The 24,034-nt window shown below is 72.3% G+C and carries 18 protein-coding genes; 6 read left to right on the top strand and 12 right to left on the bottom strand.

What is annotated here, in order from left to right:
- Complete coding sequence (locus PV342_RS23420; protein ID WP_329184899.1) at nt 1-1,065, bottom strand: ADP-ribosylglycohydrolase family protein; 1,065 nt, start codon at nt 1,063-1,065, stop codon at nt 1-3.
- A 71-nt stretch (nt 1,066-1,136) separates the two neighbouring features.
- Here PV342_RS23420 and PV342_RS23415 point away from each other — a divergent pair, with 71 nt between their 5' ends.
- On the top strand, nt 1,137-2,264 hold the full coding sequence (locus PV342_RS23415) for a glycerate kinase (RefSeq protein WP_400796226.1): 1,128 nt from the start codon (nt 1,137-1,139) through the stop codon (nt 2,262-2,264).
- A gap of 86 nt (nt 2,265-2,350) precedes the next feature.
- On the opposite strand, the gene pssA is transcribed toward PV342_RS23415, so the two are convergent.
- The 8 genes from pssA to PV342_RS23375 all read right to left on the bottom strand — a co-directional run bounded on the left by pssA (nt 2,351) and on the right by PV342_RS23375 (nt 12,232).
- Nucleotides 2,351-3,202: a CDP-diacylglycerol--serine O-phosphatidyltransferase gene (pssA, locus tag PV342_RS23410; protein ID WP_026251346.1), complete on the bottom strand. Its 852-nt coding sequence runs from the start codon at nt 3,200-3,202 to the stop codon at nt 2,351-2,353.
- Nucleotides 3,189-3,845 (bottom strand): phosphatidylserine decarboxylase, encoded by a 657-nt coding sequence (locus PV342_RS23405; protein ID WP_018561003.1) that lies wholly within the window; start codon nt 3,843-3,845, stop codon nt 3,189-3,191. The genes pssA and PV342_RS23405 overlap by 14 nt, the downstream gene beginning before the upstream one ends.
- 171 nt (nt 3,846-4,016) lie before the next feature.
- Nucleotides 4,017-5,228, bottom strand: a complete 1,212-nt coding sequence (locus PV342_RS23400; RefSeq protein WP_400796233.1) for an acyl-CoA dehydrogenase family protein — start codon at nt 5,226-5,228, stop codon at nt 4,017-4,019.
- A 12-nt stretch (nt 5,229-5,240) separates the two neighbouring features.
- Entirely contained in the window at nt 5,241-5,744 is a 504-nt protein-coding gene (locus tag PV342_RS23395) for a MaoC family dehydratase (protein WP_400796236.1), read from the bottom strand.
- A 55-nt stretch (nt 5,745-5,799) separates the two neighbouring features.
- Complete coding sequence (locus PV342_RS23390; protein ID WP_400796239.1) at nt 5,800-7,812, bottom strand: protein meaA; 2,013 nt, start codon at nt 7,810-7,812, stop codon at nt 5,800-5,802.
- Between the two features lie 14 nt (nt 7,813-7,826).
- Nucleotides 7,827-9,164 (bottom strand): crotonyl-CoA carboxylase/reductase, encoded by a 1,338-nt coding sequence (gene ccrA, locus PV342_RS23385; RefSeq protein WP_329184893.1) that lies wholly within the window; start codon nt 9,162-9,164, stop codon nt 7,827-7,829.
- Between the two features lie 397 nt (nt 9,165-9,561).
- Nucleotides 9,562-10,338 (bottom strand): TetR/AcrR family transcriptional regulator, encoded by a 777-nt coding sequence (locus tag PV342_RS23380; RefSeq protein WP_026251344.1) that lies wholly within the window; start codon nt 10,336-10,338, stop codon nt 9,562-9,564.
- 106 nt (nt 10,339-10,444) lie between these two features.
- Entirely contained in the window at nt 10,445-12,232 is a 1,788-nt protein-coding gene (locus PV342_RS23375; RefSeq protein WP_500318602.1) for a 3-hydroxyacyl-CoA dehydrogenase family protein, read from the bottom strand.
- Between the two features lie 536 nt (nt 12,233-12,768).
- On the opposite strand from PV342_RS23375, the gene PV342_RS23370 reads away from it, so the two are divergent.
- Nucleotides 12,769-14,061 (top strand): HEAT repeat domain-containing protein, encoded by a 1,293-nt coding sequence (locus PV342_RS23370; RefSeq protein ID WP_500318609.1) that lies wholly within the window; start codon nt 12,769-12,771, stop codon nt 14,059-14,061.
- Here the strand turns inward: PV342_RS23370 and PV342_RS23365 are convergent.
- From PV342_RS23365 to PV342_RS23355, 3 genes are all read right to left on the bottom strand, one after another.
- Complete coding sequence (locus tag PV342_RS23365) at nt 14,027-14,542, bottom strand: GNAT family N-acetyltransferase (protein WP_329184890.1); 516 nt, start codon at nt 14,540-14,542, stop codon at nt 14,027-14,029. The two genes, PV342_RS23370 and PV342_RS23365, sit on opposite strands and share 35 nt — an antisense overlap.
- Before the next feature lie 52 nt (nt 14,543-14,594).
- Nucleotides 14,595-15,641: an Rv2578c family radical SAM protein gene (locus PV342_RS23360; RefSeq protein WP_500318601.1), complete on the bottom strand. Its 1,047-nt coding sequence runs from the start codon at nt 15,639-15,641 to the stop codon at nt 14,595-14,597.
- A gap of 165 nt (nt 15,642-15,806) precedes the next feature.
- Entirely contained in the window at nt 15,807-16,973 is a 1,167-nt protein-coding gene (locus PV342_RS23355; protein WP_500318600.1) for an alanine--tRNA ligase-related protein, read from the bottom strand.
- 380 nt (nt 16,974-17,353) lie between these two features.
- On the opposite strand from PV342_RS23355, the gene PV342_RS23350 reads away from it, so the two are divergent.
- The 4 genes from PV342_RS23350 (at nt 17,354) to PV342_RS23335 (ending at nt 24,025) form a co-directional block, all read left to right on the top strand.
- Nucleotides 17,354-17,797, top strand: a complete 444-nt coding sequence (locus PV342_RS23350) for an SRPBCC family protein (protein ID WP_018560992.1) — start codon at nt 17,354-17,356, stop codon at nt 17,795-17,797.
- Between the two features lie 235 nt (nt 17,798-18,032).
- Nucleotides 18,033-20,420 (top strand): MFS transporter, encoded by a 2,388-nt coding sequence (locus tag PV342_RS23345; protein ID WP_400796257.1) that lies wholly within the window; start codon nt 18,033-18,035, stop codon nt 20,418-20,420.
- 231 nt (nt 20,421-20,651) lie between these two features.
- Entirely contained in the window at nt 20,652-23,147 is a 2,496-nt protein-coding gene (locus PV342_RS23340) for an ATP-binding SpoIIE family protein phosphatase (protein ID WP_500318599.1), read from the top strand.
- A 155-nt stretch (nt 23,148-23,302) separates the two neighbouring features.
- Nucleotides 23,303-24,025, top strand: a complete 723-nt coding sequence (locus tag PV342_RS23335; RefSeq protein ID WP_500318598.1) for a class I SAM-dependent methyltransferase — start codon at nt 23,303-23,305, stop codon at nt 24,023-24,025.
- Nucleotides 24,026-24,034: the final 9 nt, after the last annotated feature.

The raw sequence follows: 24,034 nt of genomic DNA, 5'->3' as shown, positions 1-24,034 counted from the left end.
CTACGGCACCAGGAGAACCGTGCGGCGGGCCAGTTCGCTGACGGCCACCCCGTCGAAGCCGAACACGGCGCTGCGCACCCGGTCCTCCAGCGGGTCGGTCCACTGCGAGGGGATCGCGGCCGCGCCGCAGAGCACCCCGGCGACCGAACCCGCCGTCGCGCCGCCCGAGTCCGTGTCCAGGCCGCCGCGTACGGTCAGCGTGATGGTCGCGGTGAAGTCGCCCGCGCCGTAGAGCAGTCCGGCGGTGACGAGTGCGGCGTTGGGGACGGTGTGGATCCAGTGCAGCCCGCGGGTCTCCTCGTCCAGCTCCGCCATCGTGGCGGCCCAGTCGAGCCCCGCCTCGTGCAGCGCCATGGTCCGCCGCACGGTACGTGCCAGCCTGCAGCCCGGCGGGACGTGCCGCAGCGCCGACTCCAGCGCGGCCCGGGCGTCCGGCGCCGTGAACGCCGCCGCGATCAGCGCCGCCGCCCACATCGCGCCGTACACCCCGTTGCCCGTGTGCGACAGCACCGCGTCCCGGCGGGCGAGGGAGGCGGCCCGCCGCGGATCGCCGGGGGAGGTCCAGCCGTGGATGTCGGCGCGGATCAGCGCCCCGATCCACTCCTGGTACGGGTTGTCCGCCGTGGCCGTCAGCGGCGGCTTCAGCCCGTTGGCGAGGTTGCGGTACGCCGCCCGCTCGGCGGTGAAGGTCTGCAGGTAGGGGAGGCGCAGCAGCCACAGTTCGCCGACCTGCTCGGTGGTGAAGTCCGGGCCGTACGTCTCCAGCAGGTCGAGTCCGAGGATCGCGTAGTCGACGTCGTCGTCCCGCGCGCTGCCGTGGATGTTGCCGCGGGTGCACTGCGGCCACTCCGGGCGCAGTGCGAACTCGGCCGGGTCCGGCGGCGGGTCGAGCGCCGGGATGTAGTCGGTCAGCGGGAGCGCCCCGGCCGTGCGCAGGTAGCGGTCGATGCGCTCGCGGGTCCAGTGGTCGCCGCGCTCGACGGGCTTGCCGAGCATGTTGCCGGCGATCCGGCCGAGCCAGCCGCCGAGGACGCGGTCTTCGAGGGAGAGGGCTGTGAGGGCCATGCCTACGGTGTACCGCCCGGGCGCCCCGGGATAGGGTCCAAGCGGCGCGACCTGCCGTAAGGGAGATCAAAGTGACGGACGCACGGGCTGTGCGAGTGCTCATAGCAGCGGACAAGTTCAAGGGTTCGCTCACCGCCGTCGAGGTGGCGGAGCGGCTCGGGGCGGGACTGCGGCGGGCCGCTCCCGGTCTCGTCGTCGAGTCCGTGCCGGTGGCCGACGGTGGGGACGGCACGGTGGACGCCGCCGTCGCCGCGGGGTTCGAACGGCGGCTGGTGGAGGTCACCGGGCCGCTCGGGGAGCCGGTCACCGCCGCGTACGCGCTGCGCGACGGCACCGCCGTGGTGGAAATGGCCGAGGCCTCGGGGCTGCGGCACCTGCCGCCGGGAGTCTTCGCGCCGCTGACGGCGACCACCCGCGGCACCGGTGAGCTACTGCGGGCGGTGCTCGACGCGGGGGCGCGGTCCGTCGTGCTCGGCGTCGGCGGCAGCGCGACCAACGACGGCGGCGCGGGCATGCTCGTCGCGCTCGGCGCCCGTCTGCTGGACGACCGGGGCGAACCGGTCGGCCCGGGCGGTGCGGCGCTCGCCGGGCTGGCCTCGGCGGACCTCTCCGGTCTCGACCCGAGGCTCGCCGGCACCGAGGTCGTCCTCGCCAGCGACGTCGACAACCCGCTGCTCGGCCCCAAGGGCGCCGCCGCCGTCTACGGCCCCCAGAAGGGCGCCTCGCGGGAGGACGTCGCGACGCTGGACGCCGCGCTCGCCCGCTATGCGGAGGTGCTGGGGGCCGGTGCGGCCGCGGAGTCGCCGGGCGCGGGTGCGGCCGGCGGCGTCGGGTTCGGGGCGCTGGTGGGTCTGGGCGCCTCCTTCCGGCCCGGCGTCCAGGTGCTCCTGGACATGCTCGGCTTCGCGGAAGCTCTGGAGCGGGCCGACCTGGTCATCACCGGCGAGGGCTCGCTGGACGAGCAGACCCTGCACGGCAAGGCCCCGGCCGGTGTCGCGGCCGCCGCCCGTGCCCGGGACGTGGACGTCGTCGCCGTCTGCGGCCGTCTCACGCTGTCCGGACCGGCCCTGGGCGCGGCCGGCATCCGGCGGGCGTACGCGCTGACCGACCTCGAGCCGGACCCGGCGCGCTGCATGGCCGAGGCCGGGCCGCTGCTGGAGCGCCTCGCCGGGGACATCGCGCGCGACCTCCCGGCCTGACCCGGGAACGCCAGGGGCCCCGAGCCTTCCCGGCTCGGGGCCCCTGTCACGTACTTCCCAGGCTGTGAGGCTGTGAGGCTGTACTGCTACGGAAGCTGTGCCGTACGCGCCTCACGCCGGTTGTTGCGGATCGTGTTGACCCGGCGGGTCGTCGCGAAGAGCGGGATCACCGCCGCGGCGCAGATCTGCAGGGCCGCGCCCGTCTGCAGCAGCACGTCGCCGCCGGGGACGGCGAACGCCCAGCAGACCAGGCAGCCCATGCTCAGCACGATCCAGGCGAGCGTGATCGTCGCGAGCCGGCCACGCGGCTTCGGGTACTCGACCCGGCTGACCATCAGCCACGCCACACCGACGATGGCCAGCACCGTCGGGATGAAGGGCAGATCCAGCAGCACGACGGAGATGACCGTCATCGCCCCGAAGGGGCTCGGCATGCCCTGGAAGATCCCCTCCCGCACCGTCGTGCAGGAGAAGCGGGCCAGGCGCAGGACGACCGCGAGCAGCACCACGACCGCCGCCACCGCCGACACCTTGCCGTAGGCGTCGTCCGAGATCAGGCCCCACACGACCACGAAGTAGGCGGGGGCCAGGCCGAAGCTGATCAGGTCGGACAGGTTGTCCAGTTCCGCGCCCATCGCCGAGCTGCGCAGCTTGCGCGCCACGAGCCCGTCGAAGAGGTCGAAGACCGAGGCCATGAGCATCAGCAGCACGGCGGTGGCGGCGCTGTGCCGCGTCATGCCGCCGTCGGTGTTGCCCATCAGGTGCGGCACGAGCACCCCGGTGGTGGTGAAGTACACCGCCATGAATCCGCAGATCGCGTTGCCGAGGGTCAGGCCGTCCGCTATCGACAGGCGCGTCGACAGCGGCATGTCATCGTCGTCGTCCTCGTCCACCGAGGCGACCCATGGTGCCTGGGTGTCGGGATCAATCACGGTCAAGGCGCGTCACCCCAGCCACGGTGGTCTGGCCGACCTCGACGGCGGGCTCGACGCCCTCCGGCAGGTAGATGTCCACACGGGAGCCGAAACGGATCAGGCCGATGCGCTCGCCCTGCTCCACCTTGGTGCCCTGCGGCACGTAAGGGACGATGCGGCGCGCCACGGCTCCGGCGATCTGCACCATCTCGATGTCGCCGAGCTCGGTGTCGAAGTGCCAGACGACGCGCTCGTTGTTCTCGCTCTCCTTGTTGAACGCCGGAACGAATCCGCCGGGGATGTGCTCCACGGACGTGACCGTGCCGGCGAGCGGCGCGCGGTTCACATGGACGTTCAGCGGGCTCATGAAGATCGCGACGCGGGTGCGCCCGTCCTTCCACGGCATGATGCTCTGCACCACGCCGTCGGCCGGCGAGATGACGCGGCCCTGGGCGATCTCGCGCTCGGGGTCGCGGAAGAACCACAGCATGCCGGCCGCGAGGGCGGTGGTGGGGACGGCCACGGCCGCCCAGCGCCCGGAGCGGCGGGCGCGAACGAGGCTGACCGCCGCGGTGGCGACGGTCGGGAGGAGCCACGGCGACGCTCCGCGCGCGAGGCGTACGCCGGCCCGGCTGTCGCGTTGTGCAGAGGAATGGCTGTGGGGCATGGAAGACCTTCGTAGCGGAGGGTGCCGCAATGATGGTGCAGGGGACGGCGGCTTTCCGTGAATGGTATCGGGAGTCCCCGGCAACTGGGCAAGCCAGCAGTCGAGTCAGTGGCCGGTATTTGATGACTGGGTGTGACCTTTGGCTCGCACAAAGTGTCACAACCCAGACATTCACCCCTGGATCCGGTACTCCTCGAGCAGCCGGCGGCCGATGATCATTTTCTGGATCTCGGCGGTGCCCTCGCCGATGAGCAGCATCGGTGCCTCGCGGTACAGGCGCTCGATCTCGTACTCCTTGGAGAAGCCGTAGCCGCCGTGGATGCGGAAGGCGTCCTCCACGACCTCCTTGCAGTACTCCGAGGCCAGGTACTTCGCCATGCCGGCCTCGAGGTCGTTGCGCTGGCCGGAATCCTTCTTGCGGGCCGCGTTCACCATCAGCGCGTGGGCCGCCTCGACCTTGGTGGCCATCTCCGAGAGCTTGAACTGGATCGCCTGGTGCTGCGCGATCGGCTTGCCGAAGGTCTGCCGCTGCTGGGCGTACGCAATCCCCAGTTCGAAGGCCCGCTGTGCGACGCCGCAGCCCCGGGCCGCCACGTTGACCCGGCCGACCTCGACACCGTCCATCATTTGGTAAAACCCGCGGCCGCTCCGACCGCCCAGGACGCGATTTGACGGAATCTTCACGTCCTCGAGGATGAGTTCGGTCGTGTCGACGCCCTTGTACCCCATCTTCTCGATCTTGCCCGGCACGGTGAGGCCCTTCACCCTCGGGTTCGGTCCGAAGCCCGGTTCCTTCTCGATGAGGAAGGTCGTCATGGACTTGTGCGGGGCCGCGCCCTCCGGCTGGCCCTCGTCGGTCCGGCACAGCACCGCGACGAGGTTGGACGTGCCGCCGTTGGTCAGCCACATCTTCTGGCCGTTGATGACGTAGTCGTCGCCGTCCCGGACCGCCTTGGTGCGGATCGCCGAGACGTCGGAGCCGAGGCCCGGCTCGGACATCGAGAAGGCGCCGCGCACCTCACCGGTGGCCATGCGGGGCAGGAAGTACTCCTTCTGCTCCTCGGTGCCGTGCTGCTTGAGCATGTAGGCGACGATGAAGTGCGTGTTGATGATGCCCGACACGCTCATCCAGCCGCGGGCGATCTCCTCGACGGTCAGGGCGTAGGTGAGCAGGGACTCGCCGAGGCCGCCGTACTCCTCGGGGATCATCAGCCCGAAGATGCCGAGTTCCTTGAGGCCCTCGACGATGTCGGTGGGGTACTCGTCCTTGTGCTCCAGCTCGTGGGCGACCGGGATGATCTCCTTGTCGACGAAGCTGCGGACGGTGGAGAGGATCTCCTGCTGGATGTCGGTCAGCCCGTCGGTCTGCGCGAGGCGGCTCATGTCTGCTGTCTCCTAGGCGTTCAGCTCGGGGCGGCCGGGCTGCTCGCCGCCGCGCTCCTTGATGTAGGTGGCGGTGGGGACCAGCACCTTGCGGCGGAAGACGCACACCAGGGTGCCGTCCTGCTTGTACCCCTTGGTCTCCACGTGGACGATCCCGCGGTCGTCCTTCGACTTCGACGGCCACTTGTCCAGCACGGTCGTCTCGCCGTAGATGGTGTCGCCGTGGAAGGTCGGTGCCACGTGCTTGAGCGACTCGACCTCCAGGTTGGCGATCGCCTTGCCGGAGACGTCCGGCACCGACATGCCGAGCAGCAGGGAGTAGACGTAGTTCCCCACGACCACGTTCTTCCCGAAGTCGGTGGTCTTCTCGGCGTAGTTGGCGTCCATGTGGAGCGGGTGGTGATTCATGGTCAGGAGGCAGAAGAGGTGGTCGTCGTACTCAGTGACCGTCTTCCCGGGCCAGTGCTTGTAGACGGCGCCGACCTCGAACTCTTCATACGTACGGCCGAACTGCATCTCTCCTGCTCCTCCGGGGTGTCGAACGTGTTCGTACGGGTGTTCGTCGCGGGGGTCACGCGGCGACCTCCAGCGGGTCCAGCTTGTTGGCCCTGCGGATCTCGTCCACGATCCTGCCGATGATCTCGGTGATCCCGAAGTCCTTCGGCGTGAACACGGCCGCGACACCGGACTCGACCAGCTTGGCCGCGTCCGCCGGCGGGATGATGCCGCCCGCGATGACCGGCACGTCGTCCACGCCGGCCCTGCGGAGCCGGTCCAGCACGTCCGGCACCAGCTCGGCGTGCGAGCCGGAGAGGATCGACAGGCCCACGCAGTGGACGTCCTCGGCGACCGCGGCCGAGACGATCTGCTCGGGTGTCAGCCGGATGCCCTGGTAGACCACCTCGAAGCCGGCGTCGCGCGCCCGCACGGCTATCTGCTCGGCGCCGTTGGAGTGACCGTCCAGGCCCGGCTTGCCCACCAGCAGCCGCAGCTTGCCGGTGCCCAGCTCCCCGGCGGTCTGCGTCACCTTGCGGCGTACCTCGGCCAGCGGCGTGCCCGGCTCGGCGGTGACCGCGACCGGGGCGCCGCTCACGCCCGTCGGGGCGCGGAACTCGCCGAAGACGTCGCGCAGCGCCCAGGACCACTCGCCCGTCGTGACGCCCGCGCGGGCGCACTCCAAGGTGGCCTCCATGAGGTTGCCGGTGCCGGCCGCCGCGGCCTTGAGGGTCTCCAGCGACCGCTGCGCCCGCACCTCGTCCCGGTTGTCGCGCCACTCGTGGAGGGCGGTGACGACCCGCGCCTCGTTCTCCGGGTCGACGGTCATGATGGCGCCGTCCAGATCCGAGGTGAGGGGGCTGGGCTCGGTGCCCTCGTAGCAGTTCACGCCGATGATCTTCTCCTCGCCGGACTCGATCCGCGCCCGGCGCTCGGCGTGCGAGGAGACCAGCTGCGACTTCAGGTAGCCGGACTCCACGGCGGCCATGGCGCCGCCCATCTCCTGGATGTGCCCGATCTCGGCGAGGGACCGCTCGACCAGCTCAGCGACCTTCGCCTCGATCACGTGGCTGCCGTCGAAGATGTCGCCGTACTCCAGCAGGTCGCTCTCGTGGGCCAGAACCTGCTGGATGCGCAGGGACCACTGCTGGTCCCAGGGGCGCGGCAGGCCCAGCGCCTCGTTCCAGGCCGGCAGCTGCACGGCGCGGGCCCGGGCGTCCTTGGAGAGCGTCACGGCCAGCATCTCCAGCACGATGCGCTGGACGTTGTTCTCCGGCTGGGCCTCCGTCAGGCCCAGCGAGTTGACCTGCACCCCGTAGCGGAAGCGGCGCTGCCGGGGGTCCTCGATCCCGTAGCGCTCACGGGTGACCTTGTCCCAGATGCGGGTGAAGGCCCGCATCTTGCACATCTCCTCGACGAAGCGGACACCCGCGTTGACGAAGAAGGAGATGCGCGCGACGACGTCGCCCATCCGCTCCTGCGGAACCTGTCCGGAGTCGCGGACGGCGTCCAGGACGGCGATCGCGGTGGACATCGCGTACGCGATCTCCTGCACCGGCGTGGCCCCGGCCTCCTGCAGGTGGTAGCTGCAGATGTTGATCGGGTTCCACTTGGGGAGGCGGTTGACCGTGTACGCGATCATGTCCGTCGTCAGCCGGAGCGACGGGCCGGGCGGGAAGACGTACGTCCCGCGCGACAGGTACTCCTTGACGATGTCGTTCTGCGTCGTCCCCTGGAGCCTGGTGACGTCGGCGCCCTGCTCCTCGGCGACCACCTGGTAGAGCGCGAGCAGCCACATGGCGCTGGCGTTGATGGTCATCGAGGTGTTCATCTCCTCCAGGGGGATGTCCTGGAAGAGCCGGCGCATGTCGCCGAGGTGGGCGACCGGGACCCCGACCCGGCCCACCTCGCCGCGGGCCAGGATGTGGTCGGGGTCGTACCCGGTCTGCGTCGGGAGGTCGAACGCGACCGACAGGCCGGTCTGGCCCTTGGCGAGGTTGCGGCGGTACAGGGCGTTGGACGCCTCGGCGGTGGAGTGCCCCGCGTACGTCCGCATCAGCCACGGACGATCCTTCTGACGCTCGTTCATGCTCCCTCCCGGTCTCAGACGTTCCGGAAGCGGTTGATGGCGTCGATGTGCCGGGCCCGCAACTCCGCGTCGCGGACGCCGAGGCCCTCCTCGGGGGCGAGCGCCAGCACGCCGACCTTGCCCTGGTGCACGTTGCGGTGCACATCGTGGGCGGCCTGGCCGGTCTCCTCCAGGCGGTACGTCTTCGACAGCGTGGGGTGGATCTTGCCCTTGGCGATGAGGCGGTTGGCCTCCCACGCCTCGCGGTAGTTCGCGAAGTGGGAGCCGACGATGCGCTTGAGCGACATCCACAGGTAGCGGTTGTCGTACTCGTGGTTGTAGCCCGAGGTCGACGCGCAGGTGACGATCGTGCCGCCCTTGCGGGTGACGTAGACCGAGGCTCCGAAGGTCTCGCGGCCCGGGTGCTCGAAGACGATGTCGACGTCCTCGCCGTCGGTCAGCTCGCGGATGCGCTTGCCCAGGCGCTTCCACTCCTTCGGGTCCTGGGTGTGCTCGTCCTTCCAGAAGCGGTAGTTCTCGGCGGTGCGGTCGATGATGGCCTCGGCGCCCATGCGGCGGCAGATCTCGGCCTTCTGCGGCGAGGAGACCACGCAGATCGGGTTGGCGCCGCCGGCCAGCGCGAACTGGGTGGCGTAGCTGCCCAGGCCGCCGCTGGCGCCCCAGATCAGCACGTTGTCGCCCTGCTTCATGCCGGCGCCGTTGCGGGAGACCAACTGGCGGTAGGCCGTGGAGTTCACCAGCCCCGGGGCCGCGGCCTCCTCCCAGCTGAGGTGCCTGGGCTTGGGCATCAGCTGGTTGGACTTGACCAGCGCTATCTCGGCGAGGCCGCCGAAGTTGGTCTCGAAGCCCCAGATGCGCTGCTCGGGGTCGAGCATCGTGTCGTCGTGGCCGTCCGCGGACTCCAGTTCGACGGACAGGCAGTGCGCGACGACCTCGTCGCCCGGCTTCCACAGGTTCACGCCGGGTCCGGTGCGCAGCACGACGCCCGCCAGGTCGGAGCCGATCACGTGGTACGGCAGGTCGTGCCGCTTGGTCAGCGGGGAGAGCCTGCCGTACCGCTCGAGGAAACCGAACGTCGAGACCGGCTCGAAGATCGAGGTCCACACCGAGTTGTAGTTGACCGAGCTGGCCATGACGGCCACCAGGGCCTCGCCCGGGCCGAGCTCGGGCACGGGCACCTCGTCCAGGTGCAGCGACTTGCGCGGGTCCTTCGCGCGGCTGTCCACGCCCTCGAACATGCCGGCCTCGTCCTTGTGGACGGTGATGGCGCGGTACGACTCGGGCAGCGGCAGTGCGGCGAAGTCCGCGGCCGTGCTTTCGGACGCCATGATTGCGTCGAGGATGTCCTTCACGGTGATGCCTCCGGCGAAGCGCGACGTAGGGACGCTTGAGGGAACGTCGGGGGTTTGCTGGGGGTGGTGCCGTCGGTTCGGCGGTGGTGCCGGCTGTCCGTGGCGGTCGCACGGATGGAGCGGAGCGCGTGGTGGCGCGGTGATTGCCTGTGACGCAGGCGCCCGGGCCTTGGGGACAGACGGCGTACGACGGATCCCAGTACGCCGCCCGCCCGGACAGCTCTTACGTTATGGCACCGCGTGCCACCCTGCAAGACACTGCGTGCCAACAATTTTTCTCAGATGGCACCACGACTTCACGTTTGAGCAACACAGGCAGGCGCCCCCGGCACGAAGGCCTGGGGGCGCCGGTGGGGTGGCGGGGGTACGGGAGGGCGCCGGGGGCGCGAAGGGGCGGCTACGCGCCCTTCAGGGCTTTTTCGATCGTCCGCATGACCTCGGCCGGCGAGGCGTCGGTGCGGGCCACGGCGACGACGACTTCGCCCTGCTGGGAGGCGAGCACCGGCGTGGGCGAGGGGCGCCGGCCGATGCCCGTGCCGAAGGTCTGCTTGATCACCTCGAAGGCGTGGTCCAGCTGTGACTCGACGTCCCCCTTGCCGCCCGCGCGCAGCCAGCGCCGCAGCACATGGTTGTGGGCGGCGACGACGGCGGACGCGGCGACCTCCGCCAGCAGCGGGTCGTCGTCCCCGTCGTGGTGGGCGCCCTCGTCGAAGTGGCCCAGCAGGTAGCGGGTGAACAGCCGCTCGTAGCGGGCCACCGAGGCGATCTCGCGCTCCCGCAGGATCGGGATCTCGCGGGTCAGGCGGTAACGCTCCACCGAGACCTCGGGAGCCTCGGCGTACATGCGCAGCACCTCGGTGATGCCGCGGCACACCGTGTCGAGCGGGTGCTCGTGCGGCTCGGCGGAGTCCAGCACCTGCCCCACACGCACCAGGGTGTCGTCGTGGTCGGGGAAGATCGCCTCTTCCTTGGAGCGGAAGTGCCGGAAGAACGTCCTGCGCGCGACCCCGGCGGCCGCCGCGATCTCGTCGACCGTGGTCGCCTCGTACCCCTGGGTCGCGAAGAGGTGCATCGCCGCGGCGGCCAGTTCCTGGCGGACGCGATGGCGCTGGGCGGTGCTGGAGGACGCACGGGCGGGCTTCACGGGCTGGGGCATACCGCGAACGTACTGCATTCCCGCCGAGGCGTGGACCGAGCCCGGTGTGCGGAGGCGGTGGGGCGGTCCCAGCAGACCGCCCCAGCCGCCGGGATCGTCCCGGCCGTCCCAGGCGCCCGCGTGGTCAGCGGCGGGCATACTCGCGGAAGCCGCGGCCCGTCTTGCGGCCGAGGCAGCCCGCGGACACCAGGTGCTCGAGCAGCGGCGCCGGCGCCAGGCCCGGGTCGCGGAACTCCTTGTGCAGCACCTGCTCGATCGCGAGCGAGACGTCCAGCCCGACCACGTCGAGCAGTTCGAAGGGCCCCATGGGGTAGCCGCCGCCGAGCTTCATCGCCGAGTCGATGTCCTCGACCGTCGCGTAGTGCTCCTGCACCATCTTCACGGCGTTGTTGAGGTAGGGGAACAGGAGCGCGTTGACGATGAAGCCGGCACGGTCGCCGCAGTCCACGGCGTGCTTCCTGATCCGGCCGCAGACCTCGTGGACCGTCGCGCGCACGTCCTCGGCGGTCAGCACGGTGCACACCACTTCCACCAGCTTCATTGCGGGCGCCGGATTGAAGAAGTGCATGCCGATGACGTCCCGCGGGCGCGTGGTGGCCGTCGCGACGGCCACCACGGGCAGCGAGGACGTCGTCGTGGCCAGCACCGCGCCCGGCTTGCAGACCTTGTCCAGGGTCGCGAAGAGCTGCTGCTTGACGGGCAGGTCCTCGGCGACCGCCTCGACGGCCAGGTCCACGTCGGCGAAGGCGTCCAGCGAGCCGGCCGCGGTCACCCGCGCCACGGCGGCGTCGCGCTGCTCCTGGCCGAGCCGGCCCTTCGCGACCGACCGGTCCAGGGACGCGGCCAGTGCCGCGACCGCCTTGTCGGCCTTCTCCTGGCCGCGGGCGGCCAGCACGACCTCGTACCCGGCCTTGGCGAAGACCTCCGCGATGCCGGTGGCCATCGTGCCCGAGCCGGCGACGCCCACGCTGCGCACGGGGCGCCCGCCGCCGGCACCGGCGGCCTCGGCCGGGGTCTCGGCGTCCGGGACGACCGTCGCGCTGCCGGGGGCCTCGTAGGTGTAGAAACCGCGCCCGGCCTTGCGGCCCTTGAGGCCGGCGGCGGTGAGCTGCTTCAGGACGGGCGCGGGGGCGTGCAGCCGGTCGCGCGAGGCCTGGTACATCGCCTCCAGGACGGTCTGCGCTGTGTCGATGCCGATCAGGTCCAGCAGGGCGAGCGGGCCCATGGGCAGGCCGCAGCCCAGCCGCATCGCCGCGTCGATGTCCTCACGGGTGGCGTACCGGGCCTCGTACATGGCCGCGGCCTGGTTGAGGTAGCCGAAGAGCAGTCCGTCGGCGATGAAACCCGGGCGGTCGCCGACCGCCACGGGCTGCTTGCCGAACGAGCGGACCAGCTCGGTCACGGCGTCGGTGGTCTCGGGGGAGGTCAGCACGGTGGAGACCACCTCGACCAGCTTCATGGCCGGGGCAGGGGCGAAGAAGTGCAGGCCGAGGACGCGGTCCGGGCGCGAGGTGTGCGAGGCCAGCTCGGTCACCGACAGCGCGTTGGTGCCGGTCGCCAGGACGGCGCCGGGTTTCACGATGGCGTCGAGGGCCGTGAGGACCTCGCGCTTGATCTCGAAGTGCTCGGTGACGACCTCGATCACCAGGTCGGCGTCGGCCGCCGCCTGCAGGTCGGGGAAGGTGCGGAATCGGGCCAGGATGTCGCCGCGCTCGGACTCGGTGATCCGCTCGCGCTGCACGGCGCGGGCGGTGGAGGACTCCAGGGCGGCGACGGCGCGGTGCGCGGCCGCGTCGTCGATCTCTATGCCGACGACTTCGTGGCCGGCCCGGGCGACGACCTCGGCGATGCCGGTGCCCATGGTGCCGAGACCGATGATGGCGACGGTGGGGAAGGGACGTGGACGGTCCATCGCGGAACTCCGAATGCTGAGGGTCCGCGCCGTGCGTCTCTGCTGCGCAGGCGCGGGGGCGGGAGAGTCGAGGAGCCGCGGGGGTGCGTACGCGTGTGTGTGCGTACCCGCGTGAGATCCGGCGAGCCCTGTCCCGGGGCTGCGCCACGATGGTGCCGAACCGACGACGGCGGCACACGGCGGCTGCGTCACCAGGCCGCTGTGTGCGTTGGTTAGAGGGTAACCGGCGAGTAACCTCGGCGCCAGCCCTCCGCCCATGTGATTTGCACCGCCTACAGATGAGCGCGCCATTAGAGTGAGCGCAGCGGGACAGGGGGGAGAGCGTGGAACAGGTGCAGGGGGGCGCCGGTCATGCGGCGCGGCGCGCGGCCGAGCTGTACGGGGCCGTGAGGGCGGGGGAGGCGGACGTCGCGCGGCTGCGCGGGCGCGGGGAGCCGCGCCGGGTCCTGGGGCTGCTGGAATTCGCCACCCAGGGCCGGCGCGAGGAACGCGGCGCCTATCTGCGGAGGCTCGCCGCCTCCCCGGCCGCCGCCGCCATGGTGTGGCCCTGGCTGGGGCCCACGGAACGGGCGGTGCTCGATGTCGCCGCCGACCGCGCGCCGGGTGTGCCCGCGCTGCTCGGCGACGTGGGCCATGACGACCGGGCGCGCCGCGTCTACGCCCGGGAGGCGCTCGTCGCGCGGCGTCACCTGGAGGCGGTCGGACCGCTCTTCGAGAGCCTGGCCGGGCCGGAGCCCGACCAGGACCACTGGGATCGCGAGTTCGGGTGGGACGACGGGGTGCGGAACCACATCAGCCGCCTCGTCACGGGCAGCGGACTCCAACCCTGGTGGCGGTTCCCCGGCCACCGGGGGACGCCGCCCGTGCCCGAGAGCGTGCCCGTTCTGCTCCGCCACTGCGGCCACCAGGTGCCCAGGGTCAGGGCGCTCGCCCTCACCTTGCTGGGGCCGGCCGCGGATCGGGAACATCTCGGCGTGCTCACGGCCGCCGCAGGCGACTTTGACGCGGACACGCGCCAGGCGGCCCTTGTGACGCTCGGCAGGCTGGACCATCCGGCGGCAAGGGACGCACTGGCCGATGTGCTGACCGAGCCGTCGCGCTCTCTGGGGGATCGGGAGATCGCCGCCGTCATGCTCGGCCGGGCCGGTGACCGGAGGGCGTTCGAGACGCTGGTCCTGCTCCTCAACCATCGCGACGCCCACCGCAACGCCTCGGCGGCCGAAGCCCTCGCCCGGCTCGGCGACCCGCGGACCGCGCGTGCCGCCGCCACGCTCGCCACGAACCGGCTGCGGATCGCCTACGCACTGGCCGCCGTGCGCCTGCTGGGACGCATGCGGGCGCCGGAGTCGCTGCCGGCGCTGACGTCGACCCTGACCTGGCTGCTGGACGAGGACCGCACGGCCTACCAGGCCGCCGCCGGCTGCGTCCAGGAACTGGGGCGGCTCGGCGACGCGCGCGCCGTACCCGTTCTGACCCGGGCGGCCGGGGATCCCCGCCTGCGCGCGGCGGCCGTGGACTCCCTCGGCCGGATCGGGGGTCCCGAGGTGCTCTGGACGCTGCTTGAGGCCGCGTCGGACGAGGACCCGGACGTGCGCGGCGCCGCGGCGCGCGGGCTGGCCCGCTACGAGGACGAACCCCGGGCGACCGCCGCCCTCGCGGAGTCCTGCGCGCCCCCGTACCCCCGGCGGATCGTGCGGGCCCTGGTGCGGTCGGGCGACCCGGTGGCCGCACCGGTACTGGCCGCGGTGCGGGACGGGGCGCCGAGCGCCGCGACGCGGCGTCTCGCGGGGCGCTTCAGGCCGGATCCGCCACGTACCGCAACTCCTTGAGCGGCACGCCGTCGTACGTCTCGATCTGGTCGGTGCCGTCGGGCGCGAATCCGCACCGGTCGTAGAAGCGCAGTGCCCGCTCGTTGTCCGCGAGCACCCACAGGCGCAGGCTCCGGAAGCCGCGTTCGCGGGCGCGGGCGCGTACGGCGTCCATGAGCGCGCGCCCCGCTCCCCGGCCGATCCGGTCGGGGTGTACGTAGATCGCGTACAGCTCGCCGACCTCGCCGCCGTCCGGCTCGCCACGGTAGGGGCCGAGCGCCGCCCACCCCGTCACCTCGCCGCCGTCCGTGGCCACCAGGTTGTCCACCCGGTCCCCGCCCGCGTCGAACCACTCCTTGCGGCGCTCCGCGTCCGCCCCGGCGTCCATCGCGTCGAGGTACGACTGCGGCACGATCCCCGCGTAGGCCGTCCGCCATCCCCGGACGCGGACCGCCGACACGGCGTCGATGTCGTCGCGGGTCATCACTCTCACAACCGTCATGGCCGCGACGTTAAGTGGGGTGGAGCCAGGCCGGCACCCGTTTTTCGCGAGCTCAGATCAGGGTCAGCTGGGTCGGTTGGGCCGGATCGGGTGCGGCGGGCGGACCGGGGGTTTCCTCCTCGGGTGCGGCGATCCGGCGCGCGGCCCCGGAGCGGCTGGGCCCGATCCCGAACTCGGCCGCGAATTCGTGCACTTGGCGGGTGATGCGCCGCTGGTACCAGGTGGGCGCGTAGGCGCCGTCCGCGTAGAGCGCCTTGTAGCGGGAGATCAGCCGGGGGTGGTGCACGGAGAGCCAGGCCATGAACCACTCCCTCGCCCCGGGGCGCAGGTGCAGCACCAGCGGCGTGACGGACGTGGCGCCCGTCCCGGCGATCGCGCGGACCGTCTCGCGCAACTGCTCCGGGGAGTCGCTGAGGTACGGCAGTACGGGTGCCATCAGGACGCCCGAGGGTATGCCGTGCTCATTGAGCGTGCGGCAGACCTCCAGCCGTTTCGCGGGCGACGGCGTACCGGGTTCCACGGTGCGCCACAGGTCCCGGTCGACGAAGCCGACCGAGACCGCGGTCGACACGTCGGTGACCTCGGAGGCCTGCACCAGGAGGTCCAGGTCGCGCAGGATCAGCGACCCTTTGGTGAGGATCGAGAAGGGGTTGGCGCGGTCGCGCAGCGCGGCCAGGATGCCCGGCATGAGCCGGTAGCGGCCCTCCGCGCGCTGGTAGCAGTCGACGTTGGTGCCCATGGCGATGTGCTCGCCGTGCCAGCGGGGCGAGGCGAGCTCACGGCGGAGCAAGTCGGGTGCGTTGACCTTCACGACGATCTGGGAGTCGAAGTCCAGGCCGCTGTCGAGGTCCAGGTAGGCGTGCGTCTTGCGTGCGAAGCAGTACACACAGCCGTGGCTGCAGCCGCGGTAGGGGTTGATCGTCCACTCGAACGGCATCCGGGACGCGCCCGGCACGCGGTTGACGATCGTGCGGGCGCGCACCTCGTGGAAGGTGATCCCGCGGAACTCGGGGGTGTCGAACGTACGGGTCACGGCGTCCACGCCGAAGAGCGCGGGTGTGGTCGCCGCCGTGTCGCGGCTCAGGTTGTCCCACCTCATGCCGCCTCCTTCGTTGCTCTCCTCCCGAGAATAGAACATCTGAGCGATTAGCGTCGAGGGGGATCCGGGGGATTCCTGGGGCCACTGTGCGTGACCGCGTGGTACGGGGACCCCGGGCGCCGGCCGGCGGCGGGCGCCCGGGGGACCCTGCGGGACCGTCCGCCGTCACCGCGGCCGCAGGCTCAGTACGAGGTCGCGCGGCAGGCCATGGGTGTCGTGGAGGTAGTGGAAGTCCTCCTCGTCCAGCGGACCCCGGAACCGGGGGCGGGCCAGCACCTGACGGCCGCGCTCCAGGAGCCGCCGGAACCGGCGTTCCTCCTCCAGCAGCACCCGGCGCGGCTCGTCCGGGTCCACGCTCTGGTGGAAGTGGTCCAGGGTGTGCCGGACCAACTCCTGCGGCAGGTCCCCGAGGCCGCGGGAGGGATCGTCCCGCCACAGGGTGGTGAGGACCCGCCGCACCAGCCGCCGCAGCACGTAGCCGCGACCGGTGTTGGCCGGGCGCACCCCGTCCCCGATCACCACCACGGCCGAGCGCAGATGGTCGCTGACCAGGCGCAGCGACGGTTCGTCCAGCGGCCACAGGGGCGGTACGAGGCGCCGCCAGGGGGCGAGGACGTCGCACTCGAAGACCGACGTCCGGCCCTGCAGGAGCGAGGCCAGCCGCTCCAGGCCGAGGCCGGTGTCGACGTTGCGCTGGGGGAGCGGCACGAGCGAGCCGTCCCCGAGCCGGCGGTGGCGCATCATGACGTGGTTCCAGACCTCCACCCATCGGTCGTCGCCCGTGGGCGTGGAGCGCGGCGGGGTGTCCCCGGTCCACAGGAAGATCTCCGAGTCGGGCCCGCACGGACCGGTGGGCCCGTTGGACCACCAGTTGTCCTCCACCGTGAGCTCCACCGGAACCCCGTGCTTCTCCCACAGCTCCAGGGAGGCGGTGTCGGGACCGGTGCGGTCGTCGCCGCCGAACACCGTGGCGTGCAGCCGCCCGGGGTCGACGCCGAAGCCCTCGGTGAGCAGCCCGTAGGCCCAGTCGAGGCTCTGCGGGCCCTCGTAGTCGCCGAGCGACCAGGTGCCGAGCATCTCGAAGACCGTCAGATGGGTGGGGTCGCCGACCTCCTCCAGGTCGGTGGTCCGCAGACAGCGCTGCACGTTGACCAGCCGACTGCCGAGCGGGTGCGGGCGCCCCTCCAGGTGGCGAGTGAGCGGATGCATGCCCGAGGTCGTGAACAGCACGGGGTCGCCGGGCGGCGGCAGCAGGGTCGATCCGGTGATCCGGTGGTGGCCGCGGTCCTCGTAGTACTCGACGAACGTGCGGACGATCTCTTCGGTGTCCATGGGAGGTGGCTCCTTCGCGTGGCGGGCGGGGAGGCACCGGGCAAGCGGTCCGCACGATCTCCGGAATCGGGGCGGGAGCCACGAAACCACCGGCGGGCCGTTCCCGGTCGCCGGTGGTGAGGAAGGGGGTACGTCAGGCGGCGGCAACCGGCGAGCTGGTCGCTCGCGCGGTCGCGGTGATGCTGTGGCCTGTGACGTTCATACGGGCGACGATAACGCGCCGCGAGCCGCCGGGCACGCGATTTCCGGCCGGGCCGCACAGGACTCCCCCGGTGCCTTCGCACGGGGTTCCGTCATCGGGAGGGCAGCCCGATTTCGCGGGCACGCGACCGTGGTGATTGGCTTGTGGACGACGGCACACGGATCGACGGAGGACGGCGATGGCACAGGTCGAGGCCACCACGCAGCGCGAGATCGCGGCGAGCCCGGAGAGCGTCTTCGCGGCGCTCGCCGACTACGCGGGCACCCGGCAGCGGCTGCTTCCCGAGCAGTACAGCGAGTACGAGGTGCGTGAGGGCGGCAGCGGATCGGGCACCCTCGTGCACTGGAGGCTGCAGGCGACCGAGAAGCGGGTCCGGGACTGCCTCCTCGCGGTGACCGAGCCGACCCCGGGGCAACTGGTCGAGAGCGATCGCAACTCCACCATGGTCACCACCTGGACGGTCACCCCGGCCGGCGAGGGCCGCGCCAAGGCGGTCGTCACCAGCACCTGGACCGGCGCCGGCGGCATCGGCGGCTTCTTCGAGCGCACGTTCGCACCCAAGGGCCTGAACCGCATCCACGACGCGGTGCTCGCGCGGCTCGCCGCGGAGACGGAGAAGTAGCAGGCGGCACAAGGGAGGCGGCCGGAGCCCGGTGACGCCCGGCCGCCTCCTTTGACGTACCGGCAGGGCCGGCCGTGCCCTGCGCGTCCTGCGCGTCCTGTGTCCCGGCCGTCGCCCGGTGGGCGCACGCCGGTGGGCACGTCACTTGAAAGGGTGGATCTGCCGCGCTCCGGCGCATCCCCGGCGCCCCAGATCGTTGTCGCAGGGCAGGCGCGACGAGGGGAGCGGTAGGCAGATGGGCGGCACCACCGGGACGACCCTGTCCGAGGCGACCGACACCCTCACGGACCCGACCGGCGCCGGCACGGGCCCCGACGGCAGACCCGCGGCCGTCCCGCCGGAACAGGGCGCGCCCGTCGCCGGGCTGAGCCCGCGCAGGGTGCGGCTGGTCTTCCTCGGGCTGATGCTCACCCTGCTGCTGGCCGCCCTCGACCAGATGATCGTGGCGACCGCGCTCCCCAAGATCGTCGGCGAACTGCACGGCCTGGACAAGATGTCCTGGGCCGTGACCGCCTACCTGCTCGCCTCCACCGTCGGACTGCCGATCTACGGGAAGCTCGGCGATCTCTTCGGGCGCAAGAGCGTCTTCCAGTTCGCCATCGTCGTGTTCGTCATCGGATCCGCCCTCGCCGGCTGGTCGCGCTCCATGGACGAGCTGATCGCCTTCCGCGCCATCCAGGGCGTCGGCGGCGGCGGGCTGATGATCGGCGTCCAGGCGATCATCGCCGACATCGTCCCGCCCCGGGAACGCGGCCGCTACATGGGCCTGATCGGCGCCTCGTTCGGCCTGGCCTCCGTGGCCGGCCCGCTGCTCGGCGGCTTCTTCACCGACCACGCCTCGTGGCGCTGGTGCTTCTACATCAACGTGCCCTTCGGTCTGCTGACCCTGGCCGTCATCGCCGTCGTGCTGGACCTGCCGCGGCCGGCCGTACGCCCGCGGCTGGACGTGCTGGGCGCGCTGCTGCTGGCCGCCGGCTCCACCTGCGTGGTGCTGCTGACCAGTTGGGGCGGGACGACCTACGCCTGGCGCTCCGACGTGATCATCGGGCTGGGCGCGGCGACACTCGTCTGCGCCGTGCTGTTCGTCGTGGTGGAACGGTTCGCCGTCGAACCGGTCATCCCGCTGCGGCTCTTCCGCGACGGCGTCTTCACCGTCTCCGCCCTCATCGGTGCCGTCGTCGGCGTCGGCCTCTTCGGCGCCGCCAGCTACCTCCCCACCTTCCTGCAGATGGTGAACGGCGTCAGCGCGACCGAGTCCGGGCTGCTGATGCTGCCCATGATGCTCGGCGTCGTCCTGGCCTCCGTGGTCTCCGGCCACATGATCAGCCGTACCGGACGCTACCGGGTGTTCCCGCTGGCCGGCGGGGCGCTCTCGGTGGCAGGCATGTGGCTGCTGTCCCTGCTGGAGAGGGACACCCCGCGCGTCGAGTACAGCGTCTACATGGGCGTGCTGGGGCTGGGCATCGGCCTCGTGCTGCCGGTGCTGATCCTCGCCGTGCAGAACTCCGTGCGGCCCGCCGACCTGGGCACCGCCACCAGCGCCAACAACTTCTTCCGGCAGATCGGCGGCTCGGTCGGGGCGGCCGTCTTCGGCACCCTGTTCGCCAACCGGCTCGCGGACGGGCTCGCCGACCGGCTGCCGGGCGGCGTCGACCTGCCGGACCCCCAGTCCATCACCCCGCACATGGTGCACGCGATGCCGGCGCCGCTGCGCGACGCCTATGTGCAGGCGTACGCGGAGGCCATGCCGCGCATCTTCCTCTACCTGGTGCCGGTGCTCGGCCTCGGCTTCCTGCTCGCCTTCCTGCTCAAGGAGAAACCCCTGGTGACCCAGCAAGTCCCCACCGCCCGCAAGGCCGAGACCGTAGGCGTCCCGGTGTGCGGCACCGTCCAGCACGCCGACGGCAGCACCGTGGGCCGGGCGGCGCTCACCCTCATCGATGTGACCGGCCGACAGATCGGGCGCGGCGCCACGGGCGAGGACGGACGCTACGCGCTGAGCACCCCGGGCAGCGGCAGCTACGTTTTGATCGCCGCCGCCGGAGGGCACCAGCCGCAGGCCGTCAGCGTGACCGTCGGGGAACGCCCGGTCGAGCTCGACGTGGTGCTCGGCGGGGCCGGGCGGCTCGCGGGCACGGTGCGCACCGCCGACGGCACGTCCGTACGGGAGGCCACCGTCACCCTCACCGACTCCCGTGGGGACGTGGTGGCCACCACCCGCACGGGCCGGGACGGCGACTACGTCCTGAGCGACCTCGTCGCGGGGGAGTACACGCTCGCCGCCAACGCCCCCGCCTACCGGCCCGCGGCGCTCCCGGTGTCGGTGCACGCGGCCAGGGAGACCCGGCAGGACGTCGAACTCGCCGGCGGCGCGCTGCTGCGCGGCACCGTGCGCGGCCCGGGCGGCAGCGCGGTGGAGGACGCCCGGGTCACCCTGCTGGACGCCGCGGGAAACGTCCTGGACACGGTGACGACGGGACCGGACGGCGTCTTCCGCTTCGTCGACCTGGCGGCGGGCGAGTACACCGTCGTGGCCTCGGGGTACCCGCCGGTGGCGACCGTGTTGCGGCTCAGCGGCGGCGAGCGCACCGAGCGCGACGTCCACCTCGGCCACGAGGACTGACCGGCCCCCCTGACAGCCTCTGACGACCACTCAGAGTGAGGGTGTGCGCCCGCGCATGCCCCGGCGCGTTCACGGCCCTGCGCGGGGGCACACCGGATTCGTCCAATGCGCTACGCGGCACCCGGTGTCGGTCGTACGGTGGTTGCGGAGCCGCAGATCTTGCGCCGGGGGCCGACCACCTCCGGTCTCCGTCGGGATCCGGGCGCCGCAGGGGAAGGAGCCGGACGCGTCATGCAACGTCGCACTCCGCCGGGGGAGGGGAGCCGCGCCGCGCTGCCGGAGCAGCGGACCGCACTCTCCGGACGCATTCCGCTCGCCGTGGTCGTGGTCGACGGCGACGGACTCGTCTCGCACTGGAGCACGGGCGCCCGCAAGCTCTTCGGGCGGGCCCGGGAGGAGGCCGTGGGCCGTCCTGCCGTCGACCTGCTGCCGGTCTCCGGCGCGCTGGGCGAGGAGCCCGCGCAGGACGGCACCGAGGCACCGGCCGGAGCCGACCTCGACGTCACGCTGAGCGGCGCGACGTCCTACCCGACCGCCGGACGCGCCCGGCTCAACCAGGGGCCCGCCCCCGACCCCGGGGGCATCCCGGCGGACGTCCTGTGGTGGGCCTACCCGCTGGTCGGCCCGGGCCCCGAGCGCCTGCTCGTACTGGCCGCCGACGCGGCCCTGGTGCACGGCGAGGACGACGCCCCGGCCGGGGAGTCCGAGCGGATCGCGCCCGGCTTCGCCCTGCACACCGAGTTCCCCGGCGCAGACGGGCTCGCCAAGCGGCTCCCCGAGATCCTGCCCAGCATGAGCGTCGCCGAGAGCGGGCGCATCGTCTCCCAGGTGCTGGAACTCGGCTACCCGGTCCTGGAGATCAGCCGGCACGACCGGGTGCCCGTCACCCCCGACTGGGGCGTGCCCCGGCGGGAGGAGCGCAGGGCCCTGCGGCGGCGCGCCGCCCGGGATGCCGCCGACGAGCCGCGCGGTGGCGCGTCGGAGGAACTCGAACCCGACCTGGAGTACGCCGCCGTCCGCGAGCGCCTGGAGTTCCTCAACGAGGTCAGCGGGCGCATCGGCACCTCCCTCGACCTGACCCGCACGATCCGGGAGGTGTGCGCCGCCGTCGTCCCGCGCTTCACCGACGTCGCGGGCACCTACCTGCGCGAACAGGTGCTCGCGGGTGAGGGCTTCCCCGACGGCCCGCCCGACGTCACCACCATGTGGTACCGGGCCGCCCTGGAGCACACCGACGAGCCCGGCCGCTGGGACGACGTCGTACCGGTCGGCGAGTCCATGCCGTTTCCCGAGCACACGCCGTTCTTCCAGTGCATGACGAGCGGTCGACCGGTGCTGGTGCCCAGGATCACCGAACCCATGGGCGAGGCGATCGCCTCGCAGTTCGAGAAGCGCGACATCCGGCCGCTGATCACCGGGCGGTCGATGCTGGTCGTGCCGCTGAAGGCGCGCAACGTCGTCCTCGGCTTCATGATCCTGCTGCGGCACGGGGAGCGTCCGCCGTTCAACGACATGGACCGCGTGACGGGCGCGGAACTGGCCGCCCGCGCCGGGCTCGTCCTGGACAACGCCCGCATGTACACGTACCAGGAGAACGTCGCCGACACGCTGCAGGACAGCATGCTGCCGCAGATCACCCCGCGGATGCCGGGGTGCGACGTGGCGACCCGCTACCTGCCCGGCACCCGGCTGGGCCGTGTCGGCGGCGATTGGTTCGACACCATCAAGCTGCCCGGCTCCCGGCTCGCCCTGGTCGTGGGCGACGTCATGGGCCACGGTCTCAACGCGGCCGCCATGATGGGCCAGTTGCGCACCGCCGTGCAGACCATGGCGGCCCTGGACATGCCGCCGGCCCAACTGCTGCGCAACCTCGACGACCTGGCGCAGCGCCTCGGCGAGCACTACCTCGCCACCTGCCTGTACGCCGTGTACGACCCGATCCGGTCCGAGCTGCACATCGCCAACGCGGGCCACATCCCGCCCGTGCTGGTGCGGGCCGAGGACGGCCGCAGCGAGCTGCTGGACGTGCCGACGGGCGCGCCGATCGGCATCGGCGGGGTGCCCTTCGAGACGGTCAGGGTCGCCGTCGGCCCCGGCGACCGGCTCGTGCTGTGCACGGACGGGCTGGTCGAGGTGCGCGGGCAGGACCTCGGAGCCGGTCTCGCCGCGCTCTGCGAGAGCGCCGCTCACCCCGCCGCCTCCATGGACGACGCCTGCGACACGATCATCCGCGCGCTCAACCCGCCGGGCGGCCGCAAGGACGACGTGGCCCTGCTGATGGCCCGGCTCAACGGCATCCCCCGCGAGGACGTCGTCAGCTGGCAGCTCGCCCTCGACCCCCGCGAGGTGGGCAGGGCCCGCATCCTGACCCGGGGCGCCCTGGAGCGCTGGGGGCTGGACGAGGCGGCGGAGGCGGCCGAGCTGATGGTCGGCGAGGTGGTCACCAACGCCGTCCGGCACGCGCACTCCCGGCACGTCGAGCTGCGCCTGGTCCGCACCGACGCGCTGCTGTGCGAGGTCTCGGACGACGACCACGCCGTGCCCGTGCTGGTGGGGGCCGGGCCAGAGGACGAGTCGGGGCGGGGACTGCGGATCGTGAGCCGGCTCGCCCGCGAATGGGGCGCCAGCCGTACGGCGCAGGGCAAGACCGTCTGGTTCGAGCAGGCGCTGCCGTGGCGGCGGACGGCGGGGCGCGGCGGCGGGGCCCCGGCGGGTGCTCGAACGTAGCGGACACGGGGGCTCGAACCCAGCGAACAGGGGGACGCGACTTCCCCCGGACGCTTGCCCGCGCCGGTCTCCGCCTGTAGCACAGAGCTGACGGGGCTTCGGCCGCGAGGCCGGAGCGGTCCGCGGCGACGGACACGTGGACCTGGGGAGATCGCATGGACGTCACGGGCACGAACCTGCAGGCGTGGGAGGGCTTCTGGCGCGACGCCCCCGGAGGGCCGGGGGCGGTGCTCTGGGACGCGGCGGCGGAGCTCACCGCGGCGGCCCACCTCCCCTTCTTCGAGGCGCACTTCGACCCGTCGCTGCCGGTCGTGGACCTCGGCTGCGGCAACGGCACCCAGACCCGCTTCCTGGCCGAGCGGTACGGCCGGGCCGTCGGGGTGGACCTCGCGGCGGCCGCGATCGGCCACGCCCGGCACCAGGACCCGGGCGGTGTCGCCGAGTACCGGCAGCTCGACGCGGCCGACCCCGAGGCGGTCCGGCGGCTGGGCGAGGAGCTGGGCGAGGTGAACGTGTACATGCGTGGAGTGCTCCACCAGTGCCGGCCCGAGGAACGCGCACCGCTGGTCGAGGGCATCGCGGTACTGACCGGAGGACGCGGCCGGGTGTTCGCGGACGAACTCGCGGCGTCCGCGAAGGACGCGCTGATGGGGCTCGCGCGGCGGCCGGACGGGCCGCCCGCCAAGCTCGCGGCGATCTTCGCGCACGGGATCGCGCCGGCCGAGATGCCCGACGCGGCCGTGCCGGAACTCTTCCGTACGGCGGGGATGGAGGTGCTCGCACGCGGTGAGGTCGCGCTCGTGACGACGGAGCGGCGGGCGGACGGTTCGTGGTTCGAGGTGCCGACGAACTGGCTGGTGGCAGGGGGTGCCAGCTGACCGCCACCG

The organism is Streptomyces sp. PA03-3a, from assembly GCF_033792735.1.
In the GTDB taxonomy this organism is placed as follows: Bacteria; Actinomycetota; Actinomycetes; order Streptomycetales; family Streptomycetaceae; genus Actinacidiphila.
Note: the sequence above shows the minus strand (reverse complement) of the source record. Positions and strands in the feature narration are given on the sequence as shown.